This window comes from Bacillus sp. JJ722, from assembly GCF_036963345.1.
Lineage (GTDB): Bacteria > Bacillota > Bacilli > Bacillales > DSM-1321 > Bacillus_AD.
In genome coordinates, this window is the sequence record NZ_JBALMO010000060.1 from 10838 (window position 1) to 33428 (window position 22591).

General features: G+C 36.9%; 23 protein-coding genes and 1 riboswitch. Of the genes, 2 read left to right on the plus strand and 21 right to left on the minus strand.

Annotated elements, in window-relative coordinates:
* Positions 1-188 precede the first annotated feature (188 nt).
* Positions 189-353, minus strand: a riboswitch (M-box (ykoK) riboswitch).
* A gap of 93 nt (positions 354-446) precedes the next feature.
* The 19 genes from V7014_RS08975 to V7014_RS09065 form a co-directional block, all read right to left on the minus strand.
* Entirely contained in the window at positions 447-2351 is a 1905-nt protein-coding gene (locus V7014_RS08975; RefSeq protein WP_335506282.1) for an endonuclease MutS2, read from the minus strand.
* Positions 2352-2878: 527 nt separating this feature from the next.
* Positions 2879-4477 (minus strand): hypothetical protein, encoded by a 1599-nt coding sequence (locus tag V7014_RS08980; RefSeq protein ID WP_335506284.1) that lies wholly within the window; start codon positions 4475-4477, stop codon positions 2879-2881.
* Positions 4470-5183, minus strand: a complete 714-nt coding sequence (locus V7014_RS08985) for an ABC transporter ATP-binding protein (protein WP_335506285.1) — start codon at positions 5181-5183, stop codon at positions 4470-4472. The genes V7014_RS08980 and V7014_RS08985 overlap by 8 nt, the downstream gene beginning before the upstream one ends.
* A 116-nt stretch (positions 5184-5299) precedes the next feature.
* A complete protein-coding gene (gene mdh, locus V7014_RS08990; RefSeq protein ID WP_335506287.1) occupies positions 5300-6247 on the minus strand; it encodes a malate dehydrogenase in 948 nt (315 codons plus the stop codon).
* Positions 6248-6412: 165 nt separating this feature from the next.
* Positions 6413-6817, minus strand: coding sequence for a BMC domain-containing protein (locus V7014_RS08995; RefSeq protein ID WP_335506289.1), 405 nt, complete (start codon positions 6815-6817; stop codon positions 6413-6415).
* A 10-nt stretch (positions 6818-6827) separates the two neighbouring features.
* Positions 6828-7094, minus strand: a complete 267-nt coding sequence (locus V7014_RS09000; RefSeq protein WP_205064013.1) for a EutN/CcmL family microcompartment protein — start codon at positions 7092-7094, stop codon at positions 6828-6830.
* On the minus strand, positions 7094-7756 hold the full coding sequence (locus V7014_RS09005; protein WP_335506292.1) for a hypothetical protein: 663 nt from the start codon (positions 7754-7756) through the stop codon (positions 7094-7096). Before V7014_RS09005 ends, V7014_RS09000 begins: the two co-directional genes overlap by 1 nt.
* Positions 7753-8406 (minus strand): phosphate propanoyltransferase, encoded by a 654-nt coding sequence (gene pduL, locus V7014_RS09010; protein ID WP_335506294.1) that lies wholly within the window; start codon positions 8404-8406, stop codon positions 7753-7755. The genes V7014_RS09005 and pduL overlap by 4 nt, the downstream gene beginning before the upstream one ends.
* 32 nt (positions 8407-8438) lie before the next feature.
* Positions 8439-8732, minus strand: a complete 294-nt coding sequence (locus V7014_RS09015) for a BMC domain-containing protein (RefSeq protein ID WP_205064016.1) — start codon at positions 8730-8732, stop codon at positions 8439-8441.
* 16 nt (positions 8733-8748) lie between these two features.
* The gene (locus V7014_RS09020) at positions 8749-10278 is read right to left on the minus strand and encodes an aldehyde dehydrogenase family protein (RefSeq protein WP_335506297.1); all 1530 of its coding nucleotides are present in this window, start codon (positions 10276-10278) and stop codon (positions 8749-8751) included.
* A gap of 32 nt (positions 10279-10310) precedes the next feature.
* Positions 10311-10961: an ethanolamine utilization microcompartment protein EutL gene (eutL, locus tag V7014_RS09025; RefSeq protein ID WP_335506299.1), complete on the minus strand. Its 651-nt coding sequence runs from the start codon at positions 10959-10961 to the stop codon at positions 10311-10313.
* 12 nt (positions 10962-10973) lie between these two features.
* Complete coding sequence (eutC, locus tag V7014_RS09030; RefSeq protein WP_335506301.1) at positions 10974-11960, minus strand: ethanolamine ammonia-lyase subunit EutC; 987 nt, start codon at positions 11958-11960, stop codon at positions 10974-10976.
* Positions 11961-11996: 36 nt separating this feature from the next.
* Complete coding sequence (locus tag V7014_RS09035; RefSeq protein WP_335506303.1) at positions 11997-13361, minus strand: ethanolamine ammonia-lyase subunit EutB; 1365 nt, start codon at positions 13359-13361, stop codon at positions 11997-11999.
* Between the two features lie 21 nt (positions 13362-13382).
* Positions 13383-14819, minus strand: coding sequence for an ethanolamine ammonia-lyase reactivating factor EutA (locus V7014_RS09040; RefSeq protein WP_335506304.1), 1437 nt, complete (start codon positions 14817-14819; stop codon positions 13383-13385).
* A 148-nt stretch (positions 14820-14967) separates the two neighbouring features.
* Positions 14968-15465 carry a EutP/PduV family microcompartment system protein gene (locus V7014_RS09045; RefSeq protein ID WP_335506305.1) on the minus strand — a complete coding sequence of 166 codons (498 nt, stop codon included), beginning with the start codon at positions 15463-15465 and terminating at the stop codon, positions 14968-14970.
* Positions 15466-15498: 33 nt separating this feature from the next.
* A complete protein-coding gene (locus V7014_RS09050) occupies positions 15499-15840 on the minus strand; it encodes a BMC domain-containing protein (protein ID WP_335506306.1) in 342 nt (113 codons plus the stop codon).
* 27 nt (positions 15841-15867) lie between these two features.
* Complete coding sequence (gene eutH / locus V7014_RS09055) at positions 15868-17139, minus strand: ethanolamine utilization protein EutH (RefSeq protein ID WP_335506308.1); 1272 nt, start codon at positions 17137-17139, stop codon at positions 15868-15870.
* A gap of 184 nt (positions 17140-17323) precedes the next feature.
* Positions 17324-17896: an ANTAR domain-containing response regulator gene (locus tag V7014_RS09060; RefSeq protein ID WP_335506310.1), complete on the minus strand. Its 573-nt coding sequence runs from the start codon at positions 17894-17896 to the stop codon at positions 17324-17326.
* 11 nt (positions 17897-17907) lie between these two features.
* Positions 17908-19332: a sensor histidine kinase gene (locus V7014_RS09065; protein ID WP_335506312.1), complete on the minus strand. Its 1425-nt coding sequence runs from the start codon at positions 19330-19332 to the stop codon at positions 17908-17910.
* A 192-nt stretch (positions 19333-19524) separates the two neighbouring features.
* Between V7014_RS09065 and V7014_RS09070 the strand changes: the two genes are divergently transcribed.
* Both V7014_RS09070 and V7014_RS09075 read left to right on the plus strand, forming a co-directional pair.
* Positions 19525-20016, plus strand: coding sequence for a hypothetical protein (locus V7014_RS09070; RefSeq protein ID WP_335506314.1), 492 nt, complete (start codon positions 19525-19527; stop codon positions 20014-20016).
* Positions 20017-20241: 225 nt separating this feature from the next.
* Entirely contained in the window at positions 20242-21090 is an 849-nt protein-coding gene (locus V7014_RS09075; RefSeq protein WP_335506316.1) for a YitT family protein, read from the plus strand.
* Between the two features lie 131 nt (positions 21091-21221).
* Here V7014_RS09075 and V7014_RS09080 read toward each other — a convergent pair whose 3' ends face one another.
* Positions 21222-21503 (minus strand): AMP-binding protein, encoded by a 282-nt coding sequence (locus tag V7014_RS09080; protein WP_335506318.1) that lies wholly within the window; start codon positions 21501-21503, stop codon positions 21222-21224.
* 69 nt (positions 21504-21572) lie between these two features.
* Positions 21573-22466, minus strand: a complete 894-nt coding sequence (locus V7014_RS09085) for a LysR family transcriptional regulator (RefSeq protein ID WP_335506320.1) — start codon at positions 22464-22466, stop codon at positions 21573-21575.
* Between the last annotated feature and the right edge of the window lie 125 nt (positions 22467-22591).

The window sequence follows — 22591 nt, forward strand, 5'->3', positions numbered from 1 at the left end:
ACTTATCGTAGGGAGGATGGCGAAGTCCACTAGGTGCTGGGCGCTGGAGCTAGACACCGCGCAAAATTATACTTTCTTATCTTTTAAAAAAGACCTTTACTCATCAACGAGTAAAGGTCTGAATAGCTAGTTTCAAACACACACTAATAAAGCTACTAAAATTGCAGCAATCATTAATGGCAATAAGCATACCTCTCCCTCGTCGAGCTTTAGCACTGTACAGCATAGGTTATTAACCAGCTACGTTAAAAAAAGCCTTCATTCCGACCTTTCCTGTTGACCCATTGGCGTCTCTCGACATTTTTGGGCAGCAGCTTATCTCTATACAGGAGCCTCACCTAACAGAGTATTCATTTGTTTTTTTCATTCATTCACAACATAGCACCAAAAACGCAAAACGTCAATACATTGAGACAAAGGATTTTTTAACAGTATTAGTAAACTTCTTATTCTTGTCGTCTATTATTAATTTCTTTTTGCACTTTTCGTAAAGCCTTTTTAGAACCTCTTTGTAGATCATGCTGTAATTTGCGTTCCTGATAGCTAGTGAATAGCATATTTAAATCATAACCTTCCGGATATAATTCACTTGCTCTAATATCGAGCTGAATTCGCTTCACATTCACTTCCATCATGTCATTATTATAAAACAGTACAACATTATTGAACTTGTCTATTGGCTTATACACAATCGCGTAATCATCTTGTTCAATTAATTTGACTCTATCGCCAACTTCATAGGCGTATTGCTCAATTTGGTGAACCGTTTCTTTGATTGATTTTTTAATTCTACTTTCCTTCACAGCTTCTAAATTATAGTCTTTGTTTTCGATATATAATTGAGCACGCTTCAATACATGCTCACGAATCTTCATTTTACGAGAAATCCAAAGTGCATTACTATCTCCAGATTTACCAATCAATAGCTTATACATAGGCTGTAATGCTTCACTATTAAATAGCATTGCTGCATTCATGAAATCATCATGCATTTCAGAGTATCGCTTAATTTCCCCATAATGAGTGGTAGCAACGGTTATACAGCCCATATGATAAAACTCTTCTAATATAGCGATTGCCAAAGCAGCACCTTCATTCGGTTCGGTACCACTTCCGATTTCATCAAATAATAGTAGCGTATTATTATTCGATGCACCCATAATATCCGAGATATTCTTCATGTGAGAAGAAAACGTACTTAGGGCGTTTTCTAAACTTTGATTATCTCCAATATCAACAAAAACATTGTCAAATATCGCGATTTCGGTGCCTTCCTTCGCTGTAATATGAAAACCTGACATAACAGCTAAAGTTAATATTCCAATTGTCTTCAACACAACTGTTTTCCCACCAGCATTTGGTCCTGTGATAATCAAGCTTCGATAATCCATACCAATTTCAAAGTCTAACGGAACAATATTACCCTCTAACAACGGATGCTTGCTGTTCACCAATTTAATATAGCCATGATGATTGAGCTTCGGTTCTATTGCATCTGTACTTTTACTATATTTCGCTTTAGCAAAAATCATATCGTATTGACTAATTAATTCAATATTTATACGTATCGCTTGAATCGCTTCATAAATCGATCCTGATAACGTAGCTAATATTTGATATTCCTCAACCGATTCTTCCGATTTCAAACAAGCTAATTCCACATTAAGCTTTGATACAGCAGCAGGCTCCATAAACACCGTTGAACCTTTTGAAGATATTTCAACTATTGTTCCCGCTACTTGATTTTTAAAGGACGCTTTAATTGGAATCGTAAAACGATCCTCTTTCTTACTAATATAAAATTCCTGGATATACTCTTTGTTAGCGCCACTCTTTAAAAACTTCTGAAGTCGTTCTTCAATTTTCTCTTCTGTCTTTGCCATTTGATTTCGAATACGCTTTAATTCTTTACTCGCTCCAGAATCCACTCGACTCCCTTTGATCGCAAATAAAATGCTCTCTTCAATGTCTCGAAACTCAGCCATAGAATGAGCGTATGTGTAAAGAACAGGCGCAAAAAACTCTTTATCGGCCATGAACTTTTTAATTCTTCGACAGCCCCTTAGAAAATCAGAGACAGCTATTAATTCAGTCGGCGTTAAAACCATACCCTTTTCAAGCTTTTCAATATGACTTGTAATATTTGAAATCCCTGTAAGCGGAAGGTGCTTTTCTGCATCTAATAACTTTCGAGCCTCCGTTGTTTCATTCAAGCGATTTTTAACAACTTTTATATTTGAACTTGGTTGTAACGTATCAAGTAAGGATTTACCTAAGCCGCTCACGCAATAGCTTTTCACTTTCTCTTTTAATTCATGGTATTGTAATTTATCAAAGGTCATCGTATTCATTTTTATATCCCTCTTCTCTTCGAATTGTAAAATAAAATAGCCCGCAGAAGCCTTTCCTACTTTCCCAATTTAGAATCGTAAATTGGGCAGAAAGCTCCTGCGGGCATAAATCTTGTCATGAAACAAGACCCTATATCGAATACAAATGCAGAAAAAAGGCAAATCCAGCACAGGTTAACAAACTCATTTCTTTGTTTAAAGAAAGAGTGTTAAACACAGATAACCCAAATATGAACAAAAAGCATGGTAGGACAAATCCTACCATGCTTTACGTCATAACATTCTACATGTTAAACGAATATATGGAAAAGGAAGCAGTCTTATAGTAGGTATTCAATAACGTTTCTTAACATTATTGAAAAAGGCATACTTAATAAGCTGGTAAAAACCAGAAATTAAAAACCTTATTCAACTAAAATTTAGTTGATACCTACTACCGACATACAACACCACACCTTTTATTATTATTATGCGATTAATGTAACATGGAAGTTCCTTTCAGTCAAACCATTATTAGAATTTGGCATTTAAATAGCTCTAAATACGCGTTCGCCCTTCACCTTCATATATGCATACATACCTATACACAGTGTTACCAATACAACGATTACTCCCCCTATAAAGATCTGCTGATTTACATGAGGCAGTGAAACCAGTAAAGCGAAAGGAATGGCAATACTAATTAAACCTAAAAATGTCGTAATGAGCGATGCTGCACTTTGTTTCACAACTGTGACTTCATTTGTCCAATCGAAATTAGGAAATTTCATATTCATGACAATTCCTATAAATGCAATAAACACTGCATACGTAATTGGCAAGGCGAAAAATAATACACTCTCTATAAAACCTGTTTGTAATACAAACAGAAGCAGAACATTGTTAATCAATATAAGGGGTACTGTAATGGTTAAATTCACGGCAATTTTACTTAAGCAAATGGTTTGAACAGCAATCGGGGAGGACTGTAAAATCCAAAGATTTTTCCCTTCCAGAGAAATTGAGCACATCGTTGTACAAGATAATACAATAAAAATAGAAACAGCAAAAGGTGCGAAATCAGTAATGTACATTGGTAACTGTGGTATCTTCAACATTTCGCTTATTTGCTCTGTTCCTACAAATAAAAGTGCAACTGACAAAACCGTATAAAGTATCATTCCAAATGCAGTATTAAGTACATAAATAGATGTTGAAAAATATCGTTTCAATTCTTTTCTATACAAAGCTTTAAAGGGAGAGGATTGTACTTGCCCTTCCATTTTAAAACGTCCGTTCTTTCTCGATGTCATTAGTTCCGTATTAATGCTTTTAAATTTCGTCCCAATAATGACTACATACAAAATAAAGGCGCCTATTGAAATTCCAATAAACAAAATAAAAGAAAGAAAACGATAATGACAAACCGCATTTACGTACATATCCGTTAGTGGATATATTGTATTTACCTCCACCATTAAAGCCAAACTCATATTCGTAAGATTTTCAGTGTCACCATTAACATTTACCATTCCACCCATAAAAAACAACAAAACCGCAAAGGTCAAAACGAGATTCAAAAGGTTTGCATACTTGAATCGAGATGAAATCATCATAATGATCGAACCAATAAATGTAGCCGCTATGATGGGTAAAAGCGGTATAAAGAACAACGTCACAATATAATAAACATAAAAGAGCAGACTTGGAGATGCCTTCAAGCCATACACAATCCCAGCAGGAAGCATAATAAGCAAAGAAAATGCCACGTTCATGACATATAGCATTAGCACTCTGCTGGCGACCACCATGCTTGTTTTCACGGGAAGCGACATCACCATATCATAATCTTTAAAAGCAAATAAGATTCCATTCACTTTATAAATAGACACCATGAAAGTGATCAAACTAGCGGAAGCCATCATGATTGCTAGCAAAAGTTCTAGCTCACCAACCGCTTCCAACATAGATGCTACAGAGGAACTATAAAAAAATGAAACAACAAATGCATAACCAATAAGCAAGATAACTCCGATAAAAATAGCCATCCATTTCCGTTTCTCTTTTCGACCCTTTGCATGTAGCGCTTTATTCAGTCCAAAAAGTTGAAGTAGTTGTACTTTTAACAAATACCATACTTTATTCATTTCGAACCAACTCCAAGAAAACATCTTCAAGACTACTATTACCTTTCACCGCTGCAATTTCACCACAACTCATTAATCGACCAGCTTTTATAATAGCAATTTTATTACATAGTTTTTCAGCTACTTCAAGAACATGTGTTGAGAAAAAGATAGAACCTCCATTAGCGCAAAAATCCTTCATTATTTCTTTCAATGTATGAGCTGCTTTAGGATCTAAGCCTACAAATGGCTCATCTAAAATTAACAGCTTTGGTTTATGAATAAACGCAGAAATGATGGCTAGCTTTTGTTTCATACCATGTGAATAAGAAGCGATTAAATCTCCTAAACGATCCATTATTTCAAATTCATTTGCATATTTACTGATTAATGCTTCACGTTGCCATTTGCTTACTCCAAATAAATCACCGATAAAATTCAAGTATTGAATACCAGTTAAATGCTCATATAAATCTGGATTATCCGGAATGTAAGCCATCATTTGCTTACAAGCAACAGGGTTCTTTTTTATAGATAAATGATTAATTTTTATTTCGCCTTCTTCAAAATCCAAAATCCCCACAATCGCCTTTATTGTAGTTGTTTTACCAGCACCATTATGACCAATAAATCCGTATAAATCACCAGCTTTAACTTCCAAGTTCAAATCTTCCACAACCTTTTTATCGCCTTTAAAACACTTCGAGAAATGTATAACTTCTAGCATAGTTGTCCCTCCTTATTTGGTAGGCTTAACTATAATACGAATGTCGTTTTTGTTTCGTTCAATATATTAAAAAAACTGGCTTTCTCTATTAAAGAAAACCAGTTTTTCATTGCAGATCATATAAATTGATTTAAAACCTCAATAACGCTACGGACAGATTCTGCCGAACGATCTAAAGCCGTTTTTTCATTATTCGTTAGAGGAATTTCAATAACACTTTCAACTCCTGCGCCACCAATAACAGTTGGAACACCTAAATATAAATCTTTATAGCCGTATTCACCTTCTAAGTAAGCGATGGAAGGTAGAATTCTCTTCTTATCTTTTAAAATAGCTTCTGCCATCTCCACCATAGAAGCAGCTGGAGCATAGTAAGCACTACCTTGACCTAATAAGCTTACAATTTCTCCGCCACCTTTGCGGGTTCTCTCTACAATCTGCTCAATACGGTCGGCAGGAATGATATGCTCGATAGGGATACCGCCTGCATACGAGAAGCGAACAAGAGGAACCATTTCATCCCCGTGTCCTCCTAATACAAAACCAGAAATATCTTCAACTGAGATGCCCAATTCTTGTGCAACAAACGTATTAAAGCGAGCCGTATCTAACACACCCGATTGTCCAATTACTCGGTTCTTAGGAAAACCTGTTGTTTTGTAGCATACGTATGTCATCGCATCAACAGGATTGCTAAGAAGAATAATATAGCTTGAAGGTGCATACCGTTTTACATTCTCCGATACTTCCTTAATGATTTTCGCATTCGTAGCAACTAAGTCATCCCTGCTCATTCCAGGTTTTCGAGGCAATCCAGCCGTAATTAAAACTAAATCAGCATCCTGAATATCTTCATAACTGGATGTACCAATAATCGTTGAATTGAACTTTTGTACAGGGCCTACTTGTAACATATCAAGCGCTTTTCCTTTAGTAGGATTGCTTTGAGATGGAATATCTACTAACACGATATCTCCAAGTTCTTTTTGTGCTAGCATCATTGCTGCTGTAGCTCCAGTAAAACCTGCTCCAATAACAGCAATCTTTCTACGCTTAAATACCATCTTCACCTCTCCTTTTTCCTAAAAAGCAAAACTGCGAATAATGATCCCGTTCAAACCGGCGCTAAAAATCCCACTTCACGTAGGAAATCAAGCGCCAGTTTGAATCCGATTGACTTAACTAATACTTAGGTGAAGTATCCACTCACCTAATAATGTTTCACTTTATTATTCACCTTTATCAAGCGGCTGTTCTTTTATTATTGATTGATCCGAAACAGTCGTTTCTAATGGTTTATTCGGTTTTTTTGTCATTCTTTTTTTATCATTTTTCGGCTCTTCTTTTTGCTTTTGTTGTTTTTCATCTTTCTTTAACATGATTCCTACATCGTCATTTGGGTTTGGTATGACGTGACTGGATATCAATTCACCTACACGAGCTGCTGCTGCTTTTCCCGCTTCAACTGCTGCTTGAACAGCTCCAACATCTCCTTCAACTAAAACAGAAACAAGGGCTCCATCAATTTTTTCCTGCTTTACTAACGTGACATCTGCCGACTTTAACATTGCATCCGCTGCTTCAATTGAACCAATAAGACCTTTTGTTTCGATCATTCCTAATGCTTTTCCCACCGTTCTCACCTCATTCCACATCTATTGAATCAATAATGCCAATAATAAGGGCATCAATAACTAAATGATTATCTGGTTCCATATTCGTGGCAGCACTACCATGTGTAACGATCACTTTATCGCCAACGCCGGCACCTATGCGATCTACCGCTATAAAAGGTGTGCCAACAGATAAATCAATAGGATGTTCAGGCTGTACGACTAAAAACTTTAAACCTCGTAAATTATCTTCTTTCCTTGTAGCCCAAACATTCCCAATTACTGTCCCCATCTGCATTAAGTACTCGCCCCTTTTACATCATTAATCACTGTAATTTTTTTACCTAAATCCCTTGCTGTATCTTTTGCTAATGGAGTTATGATTGTCTTTGAGGAAACAAGTATATTTTCTTCTGGATGCACTTGAACATTATGAGCTGTTAATAATTTCTCCTCAAAGTTGATACCCGTCATTTCTGACTCTACCTTTAACTTCAAAAAATCCGAAAGTGTTGCAACATTAACTCCAAAACTTTCAAGCGTATGACAATGATTACGAAGCATAGATTGATAAGCTGATGGACTTATATCTCCAAACAATGTATTTTCTAGTGATTTTGTAGGAATTAAATGTACGGGAACAGCGTTTGAAATTAATTGAGATAATAGTACGCTCCCAGTACTATCACAAAAACCAAGTGCTCCTTTAACAAGCAAGTCTTGATCTATGTTGTGTATAAGAACAGGGCTCCCACTCAGTAATAAATCCAACTCAGTCTCTTTTACGATCGTTACATTCCATTGAAGACTTAGTTGATACATGTGCGATGGATTCAACGTACTTTTCTCGTCAACTACTAGCAAATTCTGTTTACTAGTCTCTTGCGGTTTCAATGCTGAGAAATTTAACTGCTTTAGCACTTCTGTTACAATTTCTCGAATGGCATTCTCATTGATCATGATAAATCACCATACTTTGAGAGTGTTCCGCAATCACCCGTCTTAATAAAACCTGCATTTGCCTCATCCGTATCAATGTGCATTTCTAATTGGTACCATGGAGATACACGTATTAATACTTTTTCCAATGTAATCGGACGTTCGCCTTTTGTAGTCACTCTGATGTATTCTCCATCTTTAACAGAGAACTTAGCAGCATCTTGTTCATTCATATGAATATGACTTTGTGCAATGATTAAGCCTTCCTTTTTATATACACTGCCTTTCGGGCCGACTAACGTAATTGCAGCAGAACCAGCAATATTTCCCGATTCTCTTACAGGAGGTTTGACACCTAGTTTAATAGAATCTGTCATGCTTACTTCCATTTGAGTCATATTACGTGCTGGCCCAAGAATCCGCACTCTTTCTAACGAACCTCTTGGTCCAACGATTGTAATTGTTTCATTTGCAGCAAATTGCCCTGGCTGTGACAAATCTGCTTTTTTCGTTAACTCGAAACCTTTTCCAAACAAGATTTCTAAGTCTTCCTTATTTAAATGCACATGCCTTGCAGATACAGCGATTGGAATAACCTTGTCATCTACGGATGTATGTTCCAAAACATGTATTACTTCTTCAACAATTTTAGAAATGACTTGTTGATTCATACATTTTCACCTTAACCTTCTAGAGCATGAAATTATAATTCGATATCTAATTTAGGTAAAATGCTCTCGATTTCATTATGTGGACGTGGAATTACATGAACTGATAGTAACTCACCTACGCGTTGTGCTGCTGCTCCACCTGCATCTGTTGCAGCTTTAACCGCTCCTACATCTCCACGAACTAATACTGTTACAATTCCACCACCAACATGTACCTTCCCAACTAAATGTACGTTGGCAGCCTTCACCATTGCATCCGCCGCTTCAACTGATGCTACTAATCCTTTAGTTTCAATCATTCCTAGTGCTGATAATTCTCTTGACATAATAAATTCCTCCTAATTATTTCGTTTCGTATTTTTGAATTACTTGATTAACTGTTTTAGCTACAACTTCAGGATCTATTGACTCTGAAGGGTTTAAATTTTTTATCACTTGAGCAATAATGTCTTCCATGCTTTCTTCTTTAGAAGTCACTTTTTCACTTTTTATATATTTTTCAGAAGGCTGAGGAATGGTAACATCCTTAATGCCATATGCCATTCTTTTAATATTAATTAAGTGCCTTGCAGATACATTATCAGAAGTGATGTTTCCACCAAATGACCCACATCCTAAAGTTAACGAAGGCTTTAAGCCCGTTGTGCCGCCAACAGCACCAACTGAAGAAAGCGTATTTACTAATAATCGCGAAACAGGCATCACTTCAGCGAATTCTCTTGATACTTGATCATCCCTCGTATGAAGCGCCAAACTGTGACCTCTTCCACCAATACTAAGCAGTTGCATACATAAGTCTTTCGCTTGCTCATAGCTTTCAGCTACATATAGTGAAAAGATTGGCGATAGCTTTTCGATAGAGAATGGAATATCCTTCCCGACTTTTGTTTCTTCAGCTATTAGAAGCCTTGTATGACTTGGCACTTCTATGTTCGCCATAGCTGCGATTTTCTTCGCATGTTGTCCTACTATTGCTGGGTTTAGCTTCTTAGGAATTGGAGAAATCACTTTTTCTAACAATGCTTTCTCTTCTGCATTTAAAATGTAAGCTCCATTATTCTTTAACTCTCGAACAACCATCTCATACACATTTCTGTCGACAATCATCGATTGCTCAGTTGCACAAATAGTACTGTTATCAAACGTTTTACTATCGACAATCATCTTGACTGACTTGACCACATCGGCTGTTTTTTCAATATAAACAGGCACGTTTCCAGGGCCTACGCCGTATGCTGGCTTACCAGAGCTGTATGCTGCTTTAACTAAGGCACCGCCACCAGTAGCAAGAATCAAGTTAATATCTGGATGCTTCATCAATTCACTAGTCGCACCCATCGACGCTTTAGATAGCCAACCAATAAGTCCTTCTGGAGCTCCTGCCTTAACAGCTGCCTCAGAACAAATTTCCAGTGCTTTTATCGTACATTTCAAAGCACGTGGATGAGGACTAACCACAATTCCATTTCTCGTTTTTAATGAGATCAACGCTTTAAAGATTGCTGTCGAAGTAGGATTAGTTGTAGGGATAATACCTGCGATGAGACCAAATGGCGTCGCTACTTCTGTTACCCCTGTTTTTGAATCTTCGTTAATGATTCCTACTGTTTTTTCGTTTTTAATAGATTCATAAACATCTCGTGAACCTACTTCATTCTTGATTTTTTTATGCTCAACAATACCCATACCCGTTTCTTCAACCGCTAATTCAGCTAATTCTAGTGCTCTAGAGAATGCTGCATCAGCTACTGCTTTAACGATTTTATCAACTTGCTCTTGGGTAAACCGGCTATATTTTTCCTGTGCACTTTTAGCCTTTTGAACGGCATTACGCATTTCTTGAAGTGCTTGGAGATCATGATCGTAATTCATAGTGACACCTACCCTCCCTGTAAAAGTTCGTTTTATTTAATTGGATATCTACTAATATCTACAATTGCTTCCCTAAAAGCACTCGCTGCTGCTTGGCATGCAGACTGTGAACCTGTTAGGAGCCCTCCGCCAAAGTTGGTTTCTGAAGGAGGTTCAAAAAACTTCACTAAATCAACGTCTGCCGCCTTCAATGCAGCATCAATTCCATATATAGCTTCGAGTGGAGGAGCAATTAAGTATGCAAGTGCTTCCCCTTGCTGAATTCCTGCTTCTTTGGAAAGATAAGAACCCGTACTCGCAACTACATGAGCATAGAGTGAATGAGTTTTTTCTTCATTTAGCGCTTCAAAGAAAGCAACAGATTCAACAGTATGGTAAACAGCCTCCATTCCACTTTTTACTTCATCTGGACTTGGTCCAGCCAAAATACCAATCATTTCTCCTGATAATGGACCTGAAGAATGTCCAGAACCAGCATAGAATGAACGAGCATAAACCACTTCAACATCCGCTCTTTTCGTCGCTTCATCAAGAGCTGTATACCCAATATCATCAATAGTAGAAGTGAAAATAGCTATACTTCTTTGAGTTGGTTTCAACTGTAATTTTGCAGCTAAAGTAACATCTACATTAGCAATTATGCGGGTTGCTAATATATTTGCTTTAATGCGTTCTAATGTCACTTTCCAGTCCTCCTATTGTTCTTTCTCCACAAGTGAAACACCACTTGCTTCAAATGTAAGTATCTTTTGAATGATCGTACCTAAATAAGCACCTGCTTCAACAGGTGGGATTCCACCTTTATGAATGTTGGACACAACCATACGATCAGCTTCAATTGTTCCTTTTCTAGGTTCGTAGCAAAGGTACGCACTTAATGATTCTGCACTTATCAATCCAGGGCGCTCACCAATTAATAAAACCACAACCTCTGGCTTTAATAATTCACCTACATCATCCATTACAGCCACTCTTCCCTTTTCAATAAAAAAGGTTGTTCCTACTGATAATCCAAGGCTTTTCAACGATTGCTGTAACGACAAATATACATCTTCTAAATTTTCTTCAATCGCCTTTGAACTTAGACCATCAGCTACAATAATCTGTACTACAGGCGATCTATCGCATTTTTCAAGTATTGTATTTTTAGCTTCATCTGAAAGTCTTCGTCCGAGGTCAGGACGAATGATGTACTCTTCTTTATCTTGAACCATTGTATTGACTGTAAATAAATTCAGTTTGTTCAATAATTCTTGATTAACACCACCGTAAACGGCATCCACAGCAGCTGCATGGTCAAATCTAAATTTCAACCACGTATTCGTTTTAGGACGTACACCTGCTCGTCCAACACCAATTCTGGCTGGTGTTTTACTCATTAGTTGTTCTAGTTCTTCTCTATTTTTCACATTTTCTATTTGTGGTTGCTTTTGCTTTTCTGGAGACCTTTTCAATTCTATTGTCGTATTTGAATGTTGCTCAGCTGATTTCGATTCATTATGTTTTACAAATACAACCTTGCCTTGAGGCTCTGAAAATCCATGGTTATCAGTTGCTGCAGCAACCTTGAAAAATGATTTATTTTCTAAAGAGCTTTCTTGCTGTTTACTAGTCTCATTTGTTGAACCTTGTAATTTTTCCATCACGAGCTTTGTAATCTTTTCAACCGTCTCAGGATTCAATTAATAACACCCCTTTCGAATTAAATTCCTACCATGCTATCTAGAAAAAATACTCGCATCACCGGCAATACTCGTTAACTTACCATTTTCCATAATCCCCATTTTCTCTAGCCACGCTTCAAAAATAGGTGCTGGTTTCTTATTCAATGTTTGTCTTAAAGTGGCTACATCGTGATAACTCATAGATTGATAATTCAACATACAGTCATCACCCATCGGTGCAGCAATTATAAAGTTTACACCTGCTGCAGATAGCAAGACTCCTAAATCTTCTATATCATTTTGATCCGCCTTAATATGGTTGGTATAACAAATGTCTACTCCCATAGGTAAGCCGTGAAGTTTACCCATAAAGTGATCCTCCAAACCGGCGCGAATAACTTGTTTGTTATCGTATAAATACTCCGGTCCGATAAAACCTACAACCGTATTAACGATGTACGGATCATAATTGCGAGCAAAGCCATAATTACGTGCTTCCATCGTCAATTGATCAATACCATAATGTGCTTCTGCGGATAGTTCAGATCCTTGCCCTGTTTCAAAATACATATGCTGTGGACCTGTGCCAGTTCCGAATGCTTTCGCAAGTTCATTTGCTTCCTCTATCAAAGCAGCATTGATACCAAACGAACGATTTGCCATCTCAGTTCCTGCAATACTTTGGAAAATCATATCCGCTGGCGCACCTTGCTTAATAGCTTTCATTTGTGCAGTCACATGCGCAAGTACACAATTTTGCGAAGGAACGCCCCATTCTGTCATAAACTCATGTGTGGCGTGTAGAAGTCGTTTTACACTTTCTACTGAATCATCTACTGGGTTAATACCAATGACCGCGTCACCCATTCCATATGACAAACCTTCCTTTAAGGAAGCAATCATCCCTTCCACATTATCGGTAGGATGGTTTGGCTGAAGGCGAGATGCCAACACACCTTTTTGACCAATCGTAATATTACATTTTGTAAGAATTTCAATTTTATTGGCTGCATGGATTAAATCTAAATTACTCATTATTTTCGTAACAGCAGCAATCATCTCACTATTTAATCCCTTGCTTAGCCTTTTCAAATCTTCACCTGTCGTACTGTCTGCAAGAATATATTCGCGAAGCTCTGCTACAGACCAATTTCGAATAGAATCATAGATTGGTGAATTAATTTGTTTCTCTATAATTCTAGATACCTCGTCTTCTTCTGGTGGTAGTAACGGATTATTTCGAATATCTGCTAAAAGCAACTCACTTACTACTTCTTTAGCTGCGATTCTCTCCTGTACAGATGCCGCAGCAACTCCTGCAAGCTGATCGCCAGATTTCTCTTCATTCGCTTTTGCAAATACATCTTTTAATGAAGCAAATTGATAGACATTACCGAGGTAACTCATTTGCAGTTTCATTCTTTCCCCTCCCGTCTCTTATTAGCTATGAAAAGTTAATGTTTTAATAACGACTGGTACAACATCAGATTCCAGCATTTGACCAATGTCTAAGTAATCACCGTTTTCTACTTTAATCTGATCGACACAAATAATGTTTTGCATTGGTGCCAGCATCTTCATTGTTTGACCGAGTACTTTGCCATAATCACTTTCTAAAATAACTACTATCGGATGATTTTGATTGGATCTAAGCTTAAATACCTCTATTAAAGACTGACCTAAGCGCTGAATATGATGAAAGCTCAAGTAAGGTAAATCTACTAAATATAAGCCGAAATTCTCCCCTTCACTTTGTGAGTCATACATATCGTTGGCTTCTTTCATCGAAAGTTCTAATTGCTTTATTCCTTGATCAAAACCATTCATGAAATCCACTTGATAAACAGGAAGATTCTTAATAGGTAATTCGTTGCGGTCTACTTGAATCGTTGCACCACTTATTTCCGTCGTTTGTGTACCGGCTCCTAATACAGTTGCTCTCACCGTTTCGTTAGGATGAATCCATTCCCATGTATGTAATTCTTGATTTTCCTGTAAAGAATCCGCTATAAATTGACCAATGTCTTCATACTCATGCGCACGATTTTCCATTTGATACAAACACTCACTAACTCCTCCAGAAAACATAATTACATCAATGTCTTCTTCCCAACTCGGTTCATGCCCTAGCAAGAGAACATGATCTTCTTCTTGTAGATTTCGCTTTAATACACGGGCTAAAATGTGCGACATGCTATTTGATATTTCTCTTAGCTCTTCGTTTGTAACCATGTCACCAACAGATAAAGAAAGACCTTTATTAGCGGCTAGTTGTTTAACGGGTAATGAAAGGTGTTTTATTCTACCGTTATCCATTTCAATTAATCTGCCACCAATATGCAATGTGCATGTCCCACATAGTCTTCCTAGTTTATAAACAGCAATATTAGCCGTTCCTCCACCGATATCTATATTCGCAATGACCTTGCTTGTTTTTTGAGAATATTGGTAAGCACCAGAGCCTTTAGCCGCTATAATGCTTTCCAAATCTGGACCAGCCGTTGCAACTAAAAATTCGCCAGCATGATTAGATAAGTGATGAATCATTTCAGAAGCGTTTTTTTTCGTAGCTGTCTCACCTGTAATTATGACTGCTCCCGTTTTCACTTCATCAACGTGAATACCAGCTTTTCTATATTCATCTTCAACTATTTTTTCAACATTTTTCATATCTATCGCATTCATTGATAAAAGAGGTGTTCGATAAATCGGACTTCGGTGGATCACTTTCTTATCGATAATTTCTATTCTCGGCATCCGTGCTCCACCTGCTGTATTCATTAGTGATAATTCACTAATAACCATCTTAGTAGTACTAGTACCAATATCTATACCCACACTAATAATGACCTCTTTATGTGAATGATCACGAATCATATCCTTAACCCCTCTATTGGCAAATACGACAAAAAGACGCCTCATACAAACCATCTATAAGTAGATAGTTCATACAAGGCGCCGTTGCCTGAAATATTCATTTATTATATTAAAAATATAATTTATTTTTGTTTTTTTGTAAACACTTTCATGCAAAGAATATAAATTTTGAAGGATTTTTCTCTACGTAATCTTTCATTTCCTGTAATGACTTCAATTGAACTAAATCGCGTATTTCTTGAATGCCCTCTCCTTTAAAAGAAGACGTTACAACGATCGGTCCTGATGTCATTACTTGTTTTAATTGAGAAATGGCAAATTCAACATTACGATCCAAAGCATCGCTTTTGGTCACAACACCAATTTGTAATTTATTTATTCCACTGCTAAACCCTGGAGGAAATATCATTTTCCTTTTGGTAGCATCTTGAATATAAAGCACATGTGTAACTTCTAGTGATGTTGCCATTATATTTTTATAAAACATCGGATTTTCTGTATATTCTCCTGGCGTATCTACAATCCAATCATAATAATGTAAGGACTGTGTCTTTACAGCTTTTACCTCTCTACCAAGAAGAGCATTTGTTAAAGTTGACTTTCCTGCTCCAATCGAACCAATTAACATCGCTCTATGTTTATACATGATAACATCCCACCCTGGTCGCTTAATGTAACTCTAGGACTTTGTAATTTTTGAAGGCGTATATCCTAATGTTTCCGTTAGAAAGCGATTAATTTCTCTCATTGCCATATCCACTTCAGAAACACTACCAACTATTACAAGACTTCCAGTAAAGCGATCTAGAAAACCAATTTGCACATTTGCTGCTTTTGTTGCTAAATCGCCTGCAATGATAACTGTCTCACTCGGTGTTAAAGTCAATATACCTAATGAGCCAGCTTGTTGTATGCCCAGCTTTTCAAACATATCTTTATCCGGATTAGCAATTAAATGACTTAAGGTTACTTGCTTTCCTGGCACAAATTCTTGTATAAAACGTTTTTTCTCATCACTCATATTACAAACCCTTTCTGTACTAAACCATTATCCTACTTTCGCACCTTCATCTTCTTTAAGTTCATCACTTACTAAGTATTCATTTGCACCAATAATCCCAGCTTCACGATCTCTCTTTTCAAGTTCTAAAGCCTTTGGAACAGATAGCCAATACGCTAGTCCAATCCCTATAACACCTGCAGATAACTTACCAAACATTACAGGTAAGATTAAATTAGGCTGAAAGTTTACTGTGAAAGACAAGTGGTCACCAAGAAGAAAAGCAGCACACACAGCAAATGAAATATTGATTACTTTATCTTTTGGAGGCATTGTACGAACCAATTTAAACATAGCCAAAATATTAGCGATTGTTGCTAATAATCCTGCACTACCATCTTTACTCATGCCTAATTTACTACCAAAAGCAACAAGTTGCTTACCGGCATATTTCTGTAATAGGTATACCATTGGGAATGCTCCGGCAAGCATAATACCAATGTTCCCAGCTGTTTCTAATGCACGGAATTGGTCTTCTTTATCTGCCATAATCGGATCGAAGCCCCAGCTTCCAAATACAGTCGAAAATAAACCTGTAAAGATTTCAATAATTGAAAATACCAGTACTAACTTGATTCCAGCGTCTAAAACACGACCAAACCACATAAATAAATTGATCATTAAATCTGGTAAAAAATAAAGTCCAACAGCAATAAGTATAACAAAAACTAAAAGCGGTGATAGATTTAAAAAGATTTTCAAATAACTCATAGCAAATTCATAATTAGAATCTGCGGTAGTTGAAATAACTGTACGTATTTTTGCGTCTGATAAAACAACTAGGACACTTGAGATAAAAGCTCCAATTGGAATCGTTAAGACACCTGACATGATGCCTAGTGCCATATACTTATGATCTCGTTTATCCAACATCGCTAAGCCCATCGGAATCGAGAAAACAATCGTTGCTCCCGCCATAAACCCAACAATCATAGCCATAATCCAGCCTTCATAGGATTGCTTTAGAACTTCTGCTAAATGATAGCCTCCCATATCTGTAGCTAATATAGCAGTCGCCGCAATCGCTGGATCTGCTCCAATCGCTGAGAATATTGGACCACATACTTTATCAATAAACCAAGATAAATAAGGGATAGAGGCCATAATTCCAGCTGCTGGAACGAAAATATGTCCTATTGTATGAAGCCCTTCCATGAATTGCTTTCCTAAGCCTTCATCACTGTTTTTTATCGCCGCAATTGCCCCAGCAAAGGCACATGCCATAATGATATAGATTACGATATTACCAATATAGACCATTCATTTTTCCTCCAATTCTAAATTAACAAGCTCAAAATATATAAACAGAAGAAGTTCGAGAAGAGAAATTTTTACATACTGATGGCAAAGAAAGTGTAAAAAAAGGCAAAAAGGTGCCTATTAGTTTTATCGAAATAAAACCATTAAGCACCTTTGCTTTCACTATTCACTTGTAAATATGAATCTATGATTTATATTTTACTAGTACACGTCTTGCCACTTTATCAATTGTCATTTGCTTATTCATGCTGATTTTTCGCAGTTTAGCAAATGCTTCATCTTCGCTTACATTTAAATGCTTCATTATAATTCCTTTAGCTTTCTCAACTATCTTCCGATTGTTCAATTCTTGATTCATTTCATCAAGTCTTACCTTAAAATTCTTCGTATTTTCTGCTTGTTGTAAAGCAATTTCTACCGCAGGAATAAGACTTGTTTCACTAACTGGCTTAACAATATAACCTAATATATTCGCCTGCTTTGCTTTATCAATATATTCACTTTGACTATATGCAGTCAGTAGTAAAATAGGGATATGGAATTTATTAGATATAATTTCACTAGCTTTTAATCCATTTAGCTTTGGCATTTTTATATCCATAATGACAAGATCCGGCTTTAATGTATAAGCTAACTCAATTGCTTTCTCACCATCTCCTGCCTCTCCAACCACATCATATCCAGCGTCTTTTAACATCAAAACGATGTCTAATCGAACAAGAGATTCATCTTCTACTACCAATATTCTCTTTGTCATTTTCACATCACCTACTCAAATTCAAAAATGATTGAAGCACTTGTTCCTATCTCAGCACGCTTAATAATAAATTCACCAGCTAAATCATGTTCAACCATCATTCTGACTATATCAAGGCCTAAAGACTGGTTAGTACTAGGAGAAAAGCCCTTCCCATTATCTACAACTTGGACTTCTACTTTAGTACCATTCAAAATAAAATTCACGCTAATCAAACCTTGTTTCCTATCTCCAAAAGCGTGCTTTAAACAATTTTGAATTAATTCATTAATGACCAAAGCGACTGAAACCGCTTTCTTTGATTTGAGCTCAAAACTTGGACCCGAAAAGGTAATGTGAATATCAAGATACTCTGGATCACAATGATTTATTAATCTACTACCGATTTTTTCTGCCAAACCTTTAATATCCACTTCGTCTACACTAGAATTCGCTAAAATGATTTCATACACTGAGGCAATACTTAATATTCGATGTAAACTTTCCTCAAAATGCACTTTGCTCTCTTCTGGAACTCCTCGCCTCATTTGTAGACGTAATAAACTAGCAACCGTTTGCAAATTATTCTTCACTCTATGATGAATCTCTCTTATAGCGACCGAATTAGCAATAAGTTCACGCTCTTTTTCCCGCAATTCGGTAATATCACGAAAAATGAAAAACGTTCCTTTAAGCTTTTCGTGCTCACCTAAACTAATCTTCTTTACTTGAAATACTTTTTTCAAAATTTGAATTTCCCTCATTAGTAATTCTTCTGGATGACTAATGAGATCTTTTATACATGGAAAATACTTATAAATCGGGGTACCTACTCTACATTCTGTAGAACATACTTCTAACACTAGATTTATAGCTGAGGGATTAAAGTATAAAATCTTCTTATAATCGTCTACGAAAAAAACGGCTTCCTCTAAAACTTCAGAAATAATTGGCCTATCTTCTGTAATACCTAATAGAAGCTCGCTAAGTGTTTGATTTACTTCTGATAATGCTTTAATCTGGTTCTGCTGTTGTAACTTCTCATCAATATCTTTCTCCATTATTAACACGCCAATTACTCTATCGTTTACACCTTTAATAGGTACAATACTTTGTTCAGCTGTCTTACCTTCCTGTGTCAAAGCACGATTCAAAAACATTGGTTTTCCCGTTTTTAGAGTAAAAAAAACAGCAGGTTCGAATGCTTCATATGCAAACTTCCCTACAACTGGCTGCTTATAAATGGAGGTTGTTGTTGTTGGACTCGCTTCCGCTACTACTATTGCATGCTTACCTTCTTTCGTAGGACAGTCTACAAAAATATTAGCTTTATTTAAATCAGCAATGAGAGGTAACTGTCCAGCAAGCTCTTTAATTGTGTCAATATCCTGTTGCAATAGATTTGTATGGGATTTGCACAATGTACTTACGACATCCAAATCTTTCATATCATACATAAACATAAACCTCATTATTAAGTTGAAATATTAAGAATATAGTAAACATTATATTTCCTCATCTTTAGCATTGTCAACTTGGGAGCATTAAATATTCACGGTAATAGATTCTATTACATTCATATTGCTAGAATGGTTAATCTGTTATAGTGGATTGAGGATATGATTTTCATTATTAGGGGTGGAAAGAGTATGAAAAAAACACTTGTCATAATCGTTGTTGTGGCAGTAATTGCTTTAGGGGGTGCATTTGTCTTTTTAAAAGCAAATAGCCCTTTAGCTGATGGAACAATAGCTTGGACACAAGAGAAAAAAATCGCACTTGTTGGAGTAGGTAACAAAATGCCGTTTGGTGAAATTCAAATTGAAAATGTCTTAGTTAATAACGATCATAAACCGACAGATGTTAAGGTACAAGTTAGTAATGTATTAAAGGGCTTTGTTTTAACGGACAATATGAACGAAGAAAAAGAGAGTGAAATACCCTTTAAGGATTTACATACAGTTCGTCTCCAAAGCAAAACAGATCCGGAAAAGCAGTTAAATAAAGTAAATGATGGTACTGCAACGAAAAATGATATAACTTACGCAATTATGGTGCAGCATAATCAAGAAATCCATGAAGTTATTGTAGAATATCGTTATCTTGGGATCCTATTTAAAGAAAAATTTACGATTAAATAGGTTATACGAAAGAGAGCAAAGGGAGCATTGAAAGAAGATGTGCAATAAACCCTCATAAAGAGTCTAACAACGATAAGATTTTAGTGAACTTCTATAGATATTACCTAAATGTATATTCTAATCAGTAATTGACATAATTTATGTTTAGCGTTATTAATTGATATTAAAAGAAAATATGGTAGTATACCATTTTTTTATTGTATGACATAGAAAGGACATATGCTTATGAACACACATAAAGAACTACGAAGTTATAGTTTAATTGTACTTGGTACTTTAATGGTTGGTTTGGCGTTTAATATCTTTTTATTACCAGCCCGTCTAGCAGCGGGAGGAATCTCGGGCATAAGCACGATTCTTTACAGCCTGTATGAATGGACTCCTGCCATTGTTCAATGGTGTATTAATATTCCTATCTTTTTTGTGGGATACTTCCTTTTAGGAAAAGAGTTTAGCATTAAAACATTTGTTGGAACGATGTTACTTCCTTTTTTTATTTGGATAACCTCTTCCTTACCGTTTACTGTAGAAGATCCTATGCTTGCTTCAATATACGGAGGAATACTAATTGGTACAGGTCTTGGATTGGTCTTCCGAGGGAACGGTTCAACCGGAGGGACGACTATTATCGGCCAGCTCATTAAAAAATACACAGGATTATCAAGTGGATTTGCACAGCTAATCATCGATGGCTGCGTTGTCATTCTTGCCATGTTTGCCTTTGATTTAGAACTTGCTCTTTATGCCATGATTTCCATTTTCATCTCAAGTAAAGTAATAGATTTTATACAACTTCATTCATCTTCTTCTAAGCTTGTCTTAATTGTTACGGAAAATGAGCAGCAAGTAACAGATCTGATTCAAAACGAAATCAATAGAGGCTTTACAAGAGTATGGTCCGAAGGTGGATTTTCAAATCGAAGAAAAGCATTGCTATTTAGCGTGGTCGAGCAATCAGAAGCCGTTTATTTAAAAGAGTTAATAAGCCACGACACCGATTCCTTTGTTATCTTTTTAAATGCTTCGGACATTGTAGGAAGAGGATTTTCTTTACCGAAAGATTATCAAAGATAATAAGTTAATAAAAAACTAGTCATGTTCACTAAGAGCTCATGACTAGTTTTATCTAATAATGTGAAAAAGGATGAGAAACCATTAAGCCTTCCCATCCCTTTATCACATTTAATGCTAACTTTAAATTTCTATTATCCTTTCATGACTTGTGGACCCTTTACAATTATTTCTCCTGGTTCGCCCATTGTCATTTCAATTTTCCCAGTCTCGATATCTACAATTTTCGCTTCCGTATTAGGTAATGGAATTCTACAACTTCCAATTTTTCGTTTATCTAGCTTTGGAGTTCGTATTGCTGCAATCGTCGCTCCTGATAAGCCGTACCCTTCAACGATTGGTACACCTGTCACTTGTTCAAAATGATTTATCAATTCAACAGAAACAGGAGCTCCGCCACCACCACAACTTTTCACTTAATCGACTAGAATCCATACCCCAAGCATAGTAATATAGTTGCACATCCATGACACACCGTTTTTTCTTTACGGATGGGTCAGGAAGGTCTCCCTGGTCAAGTTCAAAAAGGCTTCAATGGTGGGCGAAATCCATTTCTCTTCATGCCAAAACATTTGGGTAGCAAAAGACACGGCTGTCAAATCCCACGGTAGCGGAACCAACTCTCCTCTATTCACCTCTGCCGCTACGGCCATTTCAGGCAATATGGCGATGCCCATTCCTATTTTTGCACATTGCTTAATTGCCTCTGCACTATTAAACTCCAATTCCGTAATGCTTCCCATAGCCTTTTGAGAAAGGCTCCGCTCAAAAAATGTTCGATAGGAGCAGCCCTGCTCCGTCAGCAGGAAGGTCTCACCATTAAAGTCCTCAATCGTCAAAGCAATCTTGGAAGCCAACGGATGCTCCGGTGCGACCAATAGATAAAAGGGCTCGTCAAGCACCTTTTCCCCGCAAATTCCCGTTTCACCCTTGATCTCATCCAGCGTAAAAATAATGTCCGCGCTCCCTTCCCGCAAGCTCTGTTTCAGGGTCGTCTCAGTGAGTGGCCGAAACATCAGACGAACCCCCGGATAACGCAAGCGAAATCGGCTAAGCACAGCCGGAAGCCGGTACGTACACAAGGTTTCATCCGCACTTATGGTCAGCGTACCGGTCATTTCTCCAGATTGTTTGACGGCATGCTGCGCTTCTTCCAGCTCACGCAAGATGTGATCCACATAGCCAAGAAAGCTTCTGCCCGCATCGGTTAGAGCCACCTTTTTCCCCATTCGGTCCACCAGCTTGACCCCAAGTTCATCCTCCAATGATTTCATCTGCATCGTAACCGTTGAGGGGACGTAGTTCTGAGCTTCTGCTGCGCGGCTAAAGTTGAGTGTGGAAGCAAGGGTATGAAACGTTTTGAGTTGACGTAATTCCATACTACAACACCTCCTATAATTCAAAAAAAATGAACATTTAATTCATAAACGTTTCTTTGACTTAACAATATCAGTATCGTAGAGTAATGACAAGAAAGACAATCGTCTTTAATTATGGAGAGGAG

Bases quoted from the DNA above. Each gene is read 5' to 3' on its own strand.
- V7014_RS08975 (WP_335506282.1), bottom strand. From the start codon at position 2,351: ATGAATACGATGACCTTTGATAAATTACAATACCATGAATTAAAAGAG.
- V7014_RS08980 (WP_335506284.1), bottom strand. From the start codon at position 4,477: ATGAATAAAGTATGGTATTTGTTAAAAGTACAACTACTTCAACTTTTT.
- V7014_RS08985 (WP_335506285.1), bottom strand. From the start codon at position 5,183: ATGCTAGAAGTTATACATTTCTCGAAGTGTTTTAAAGGCGATAAAAAG.
- mdh (WP_335506287.1), bottom strand. From the start codon at position 6,247: ATGGTATTTAAGCGTAGAAAGATTGCTGTTATTGGAGCAGGTTTTACT.
- V7014_RS09000 (WP_205064013.1), bottom strand. From the start codon at position 7,094: ATGCAGATGGGGACAGTAATTGGGAATGTTTGGGCTACAAGGAAAGAA.
- V7014_RS09005 (WP_335506292.1), bottom strand. From the start codon at position 7,756: ATGATCAATGAGAATGCCATTCGAGAAATTGTAACAGAAGTGCTAAAG.
- pduL (WP_335506294.1), bottom strand. From the start codon at position 8,406: ATGAATCAACAAGTCATTTCTAAAATTGTTGAAGAAGTAATACATGTT.
- V7014_RS09015 (WP_205064016.1), bottom strand. From the start codon at position 8,732: ATGTCAAGAGAATTATCAGCACTAGGAATGATTGAAACTAAAGGATTA.
- V7014_RS09020 (WP_335506297.1), bottom strand. From the start codon at position 10,278: ATGAATTACGATCATGATCTCCAAGCACTTCAAGAAATGCGTAATGCC.
- V7014_RS09035 (WP_335506303.1), bottom strand. From the start codon at position 13,361: ATGAAACTGCAAATGAGTTACCTCGGTAATGTCTATCAATTTGCTTCA.
- V7014_RS09040 (WP_335506304.1), bottom strand. From the start codon at position 14,819: ATGATTCGTGATCATTCACATAAAGAGGTCATTATTAGTGTGGGTATA.
- V7014_RS09045 (WP_335506305.1), bottom strand. From the start codon at position 15,465: ATGTATAAACATAGAGCGATGTTAATTGGTTCGATTGGAGCAGGAAAG.
- V7014_RS09050 (WP_335506306.1), bottom strand. From the start codon at position 15,840: ATGAGTGATGAGAAAAAACGTTTTATACAAGAATTTGTGCCAGGAAAG.
- eutH (WP_335506308.1), bottom strand. From the start codon at position 17,139: ATGGTCTATATTGGTAATATCGTAATCTATATCATTATGGCATGTGCC.
- V7014_RS09060 (WP_335506310.1), bottom strand. From the start codon at position 17,896: ATGACAAAGAGAATATTGGTAGTAGAAGATGAATCTCTTGTTCGATTA.
- V7014_RS09065 (WP_335506312.1), bottom strand. From the start codon at position 19,332: ATGTATGATATGAAAGATTTGGATGTCGTAAGTACATTGTGCAAATCC.
- V7014_RS09070 (WP_335506314.1), top strand. From the start codon at position 19,525: ATGAAAAAAACACTTGTCATAATCGTTGTTGTGGCAGTAATTGCTTTA.
- V7014_RS09075 (WP_335506316.1), top strand. From the start codon at position 20,242: ATGAACACACATAAAGAACTACGAAGTTATAGTTTAATTGTACTTGGT.
- V7014_RS09085 (WP_335506320.1), bottom strand. From the start codon at position 22,466: ATGGAATTACGTCAACTCAAAACGTTTCATACCCTTGCTTCCACACTC.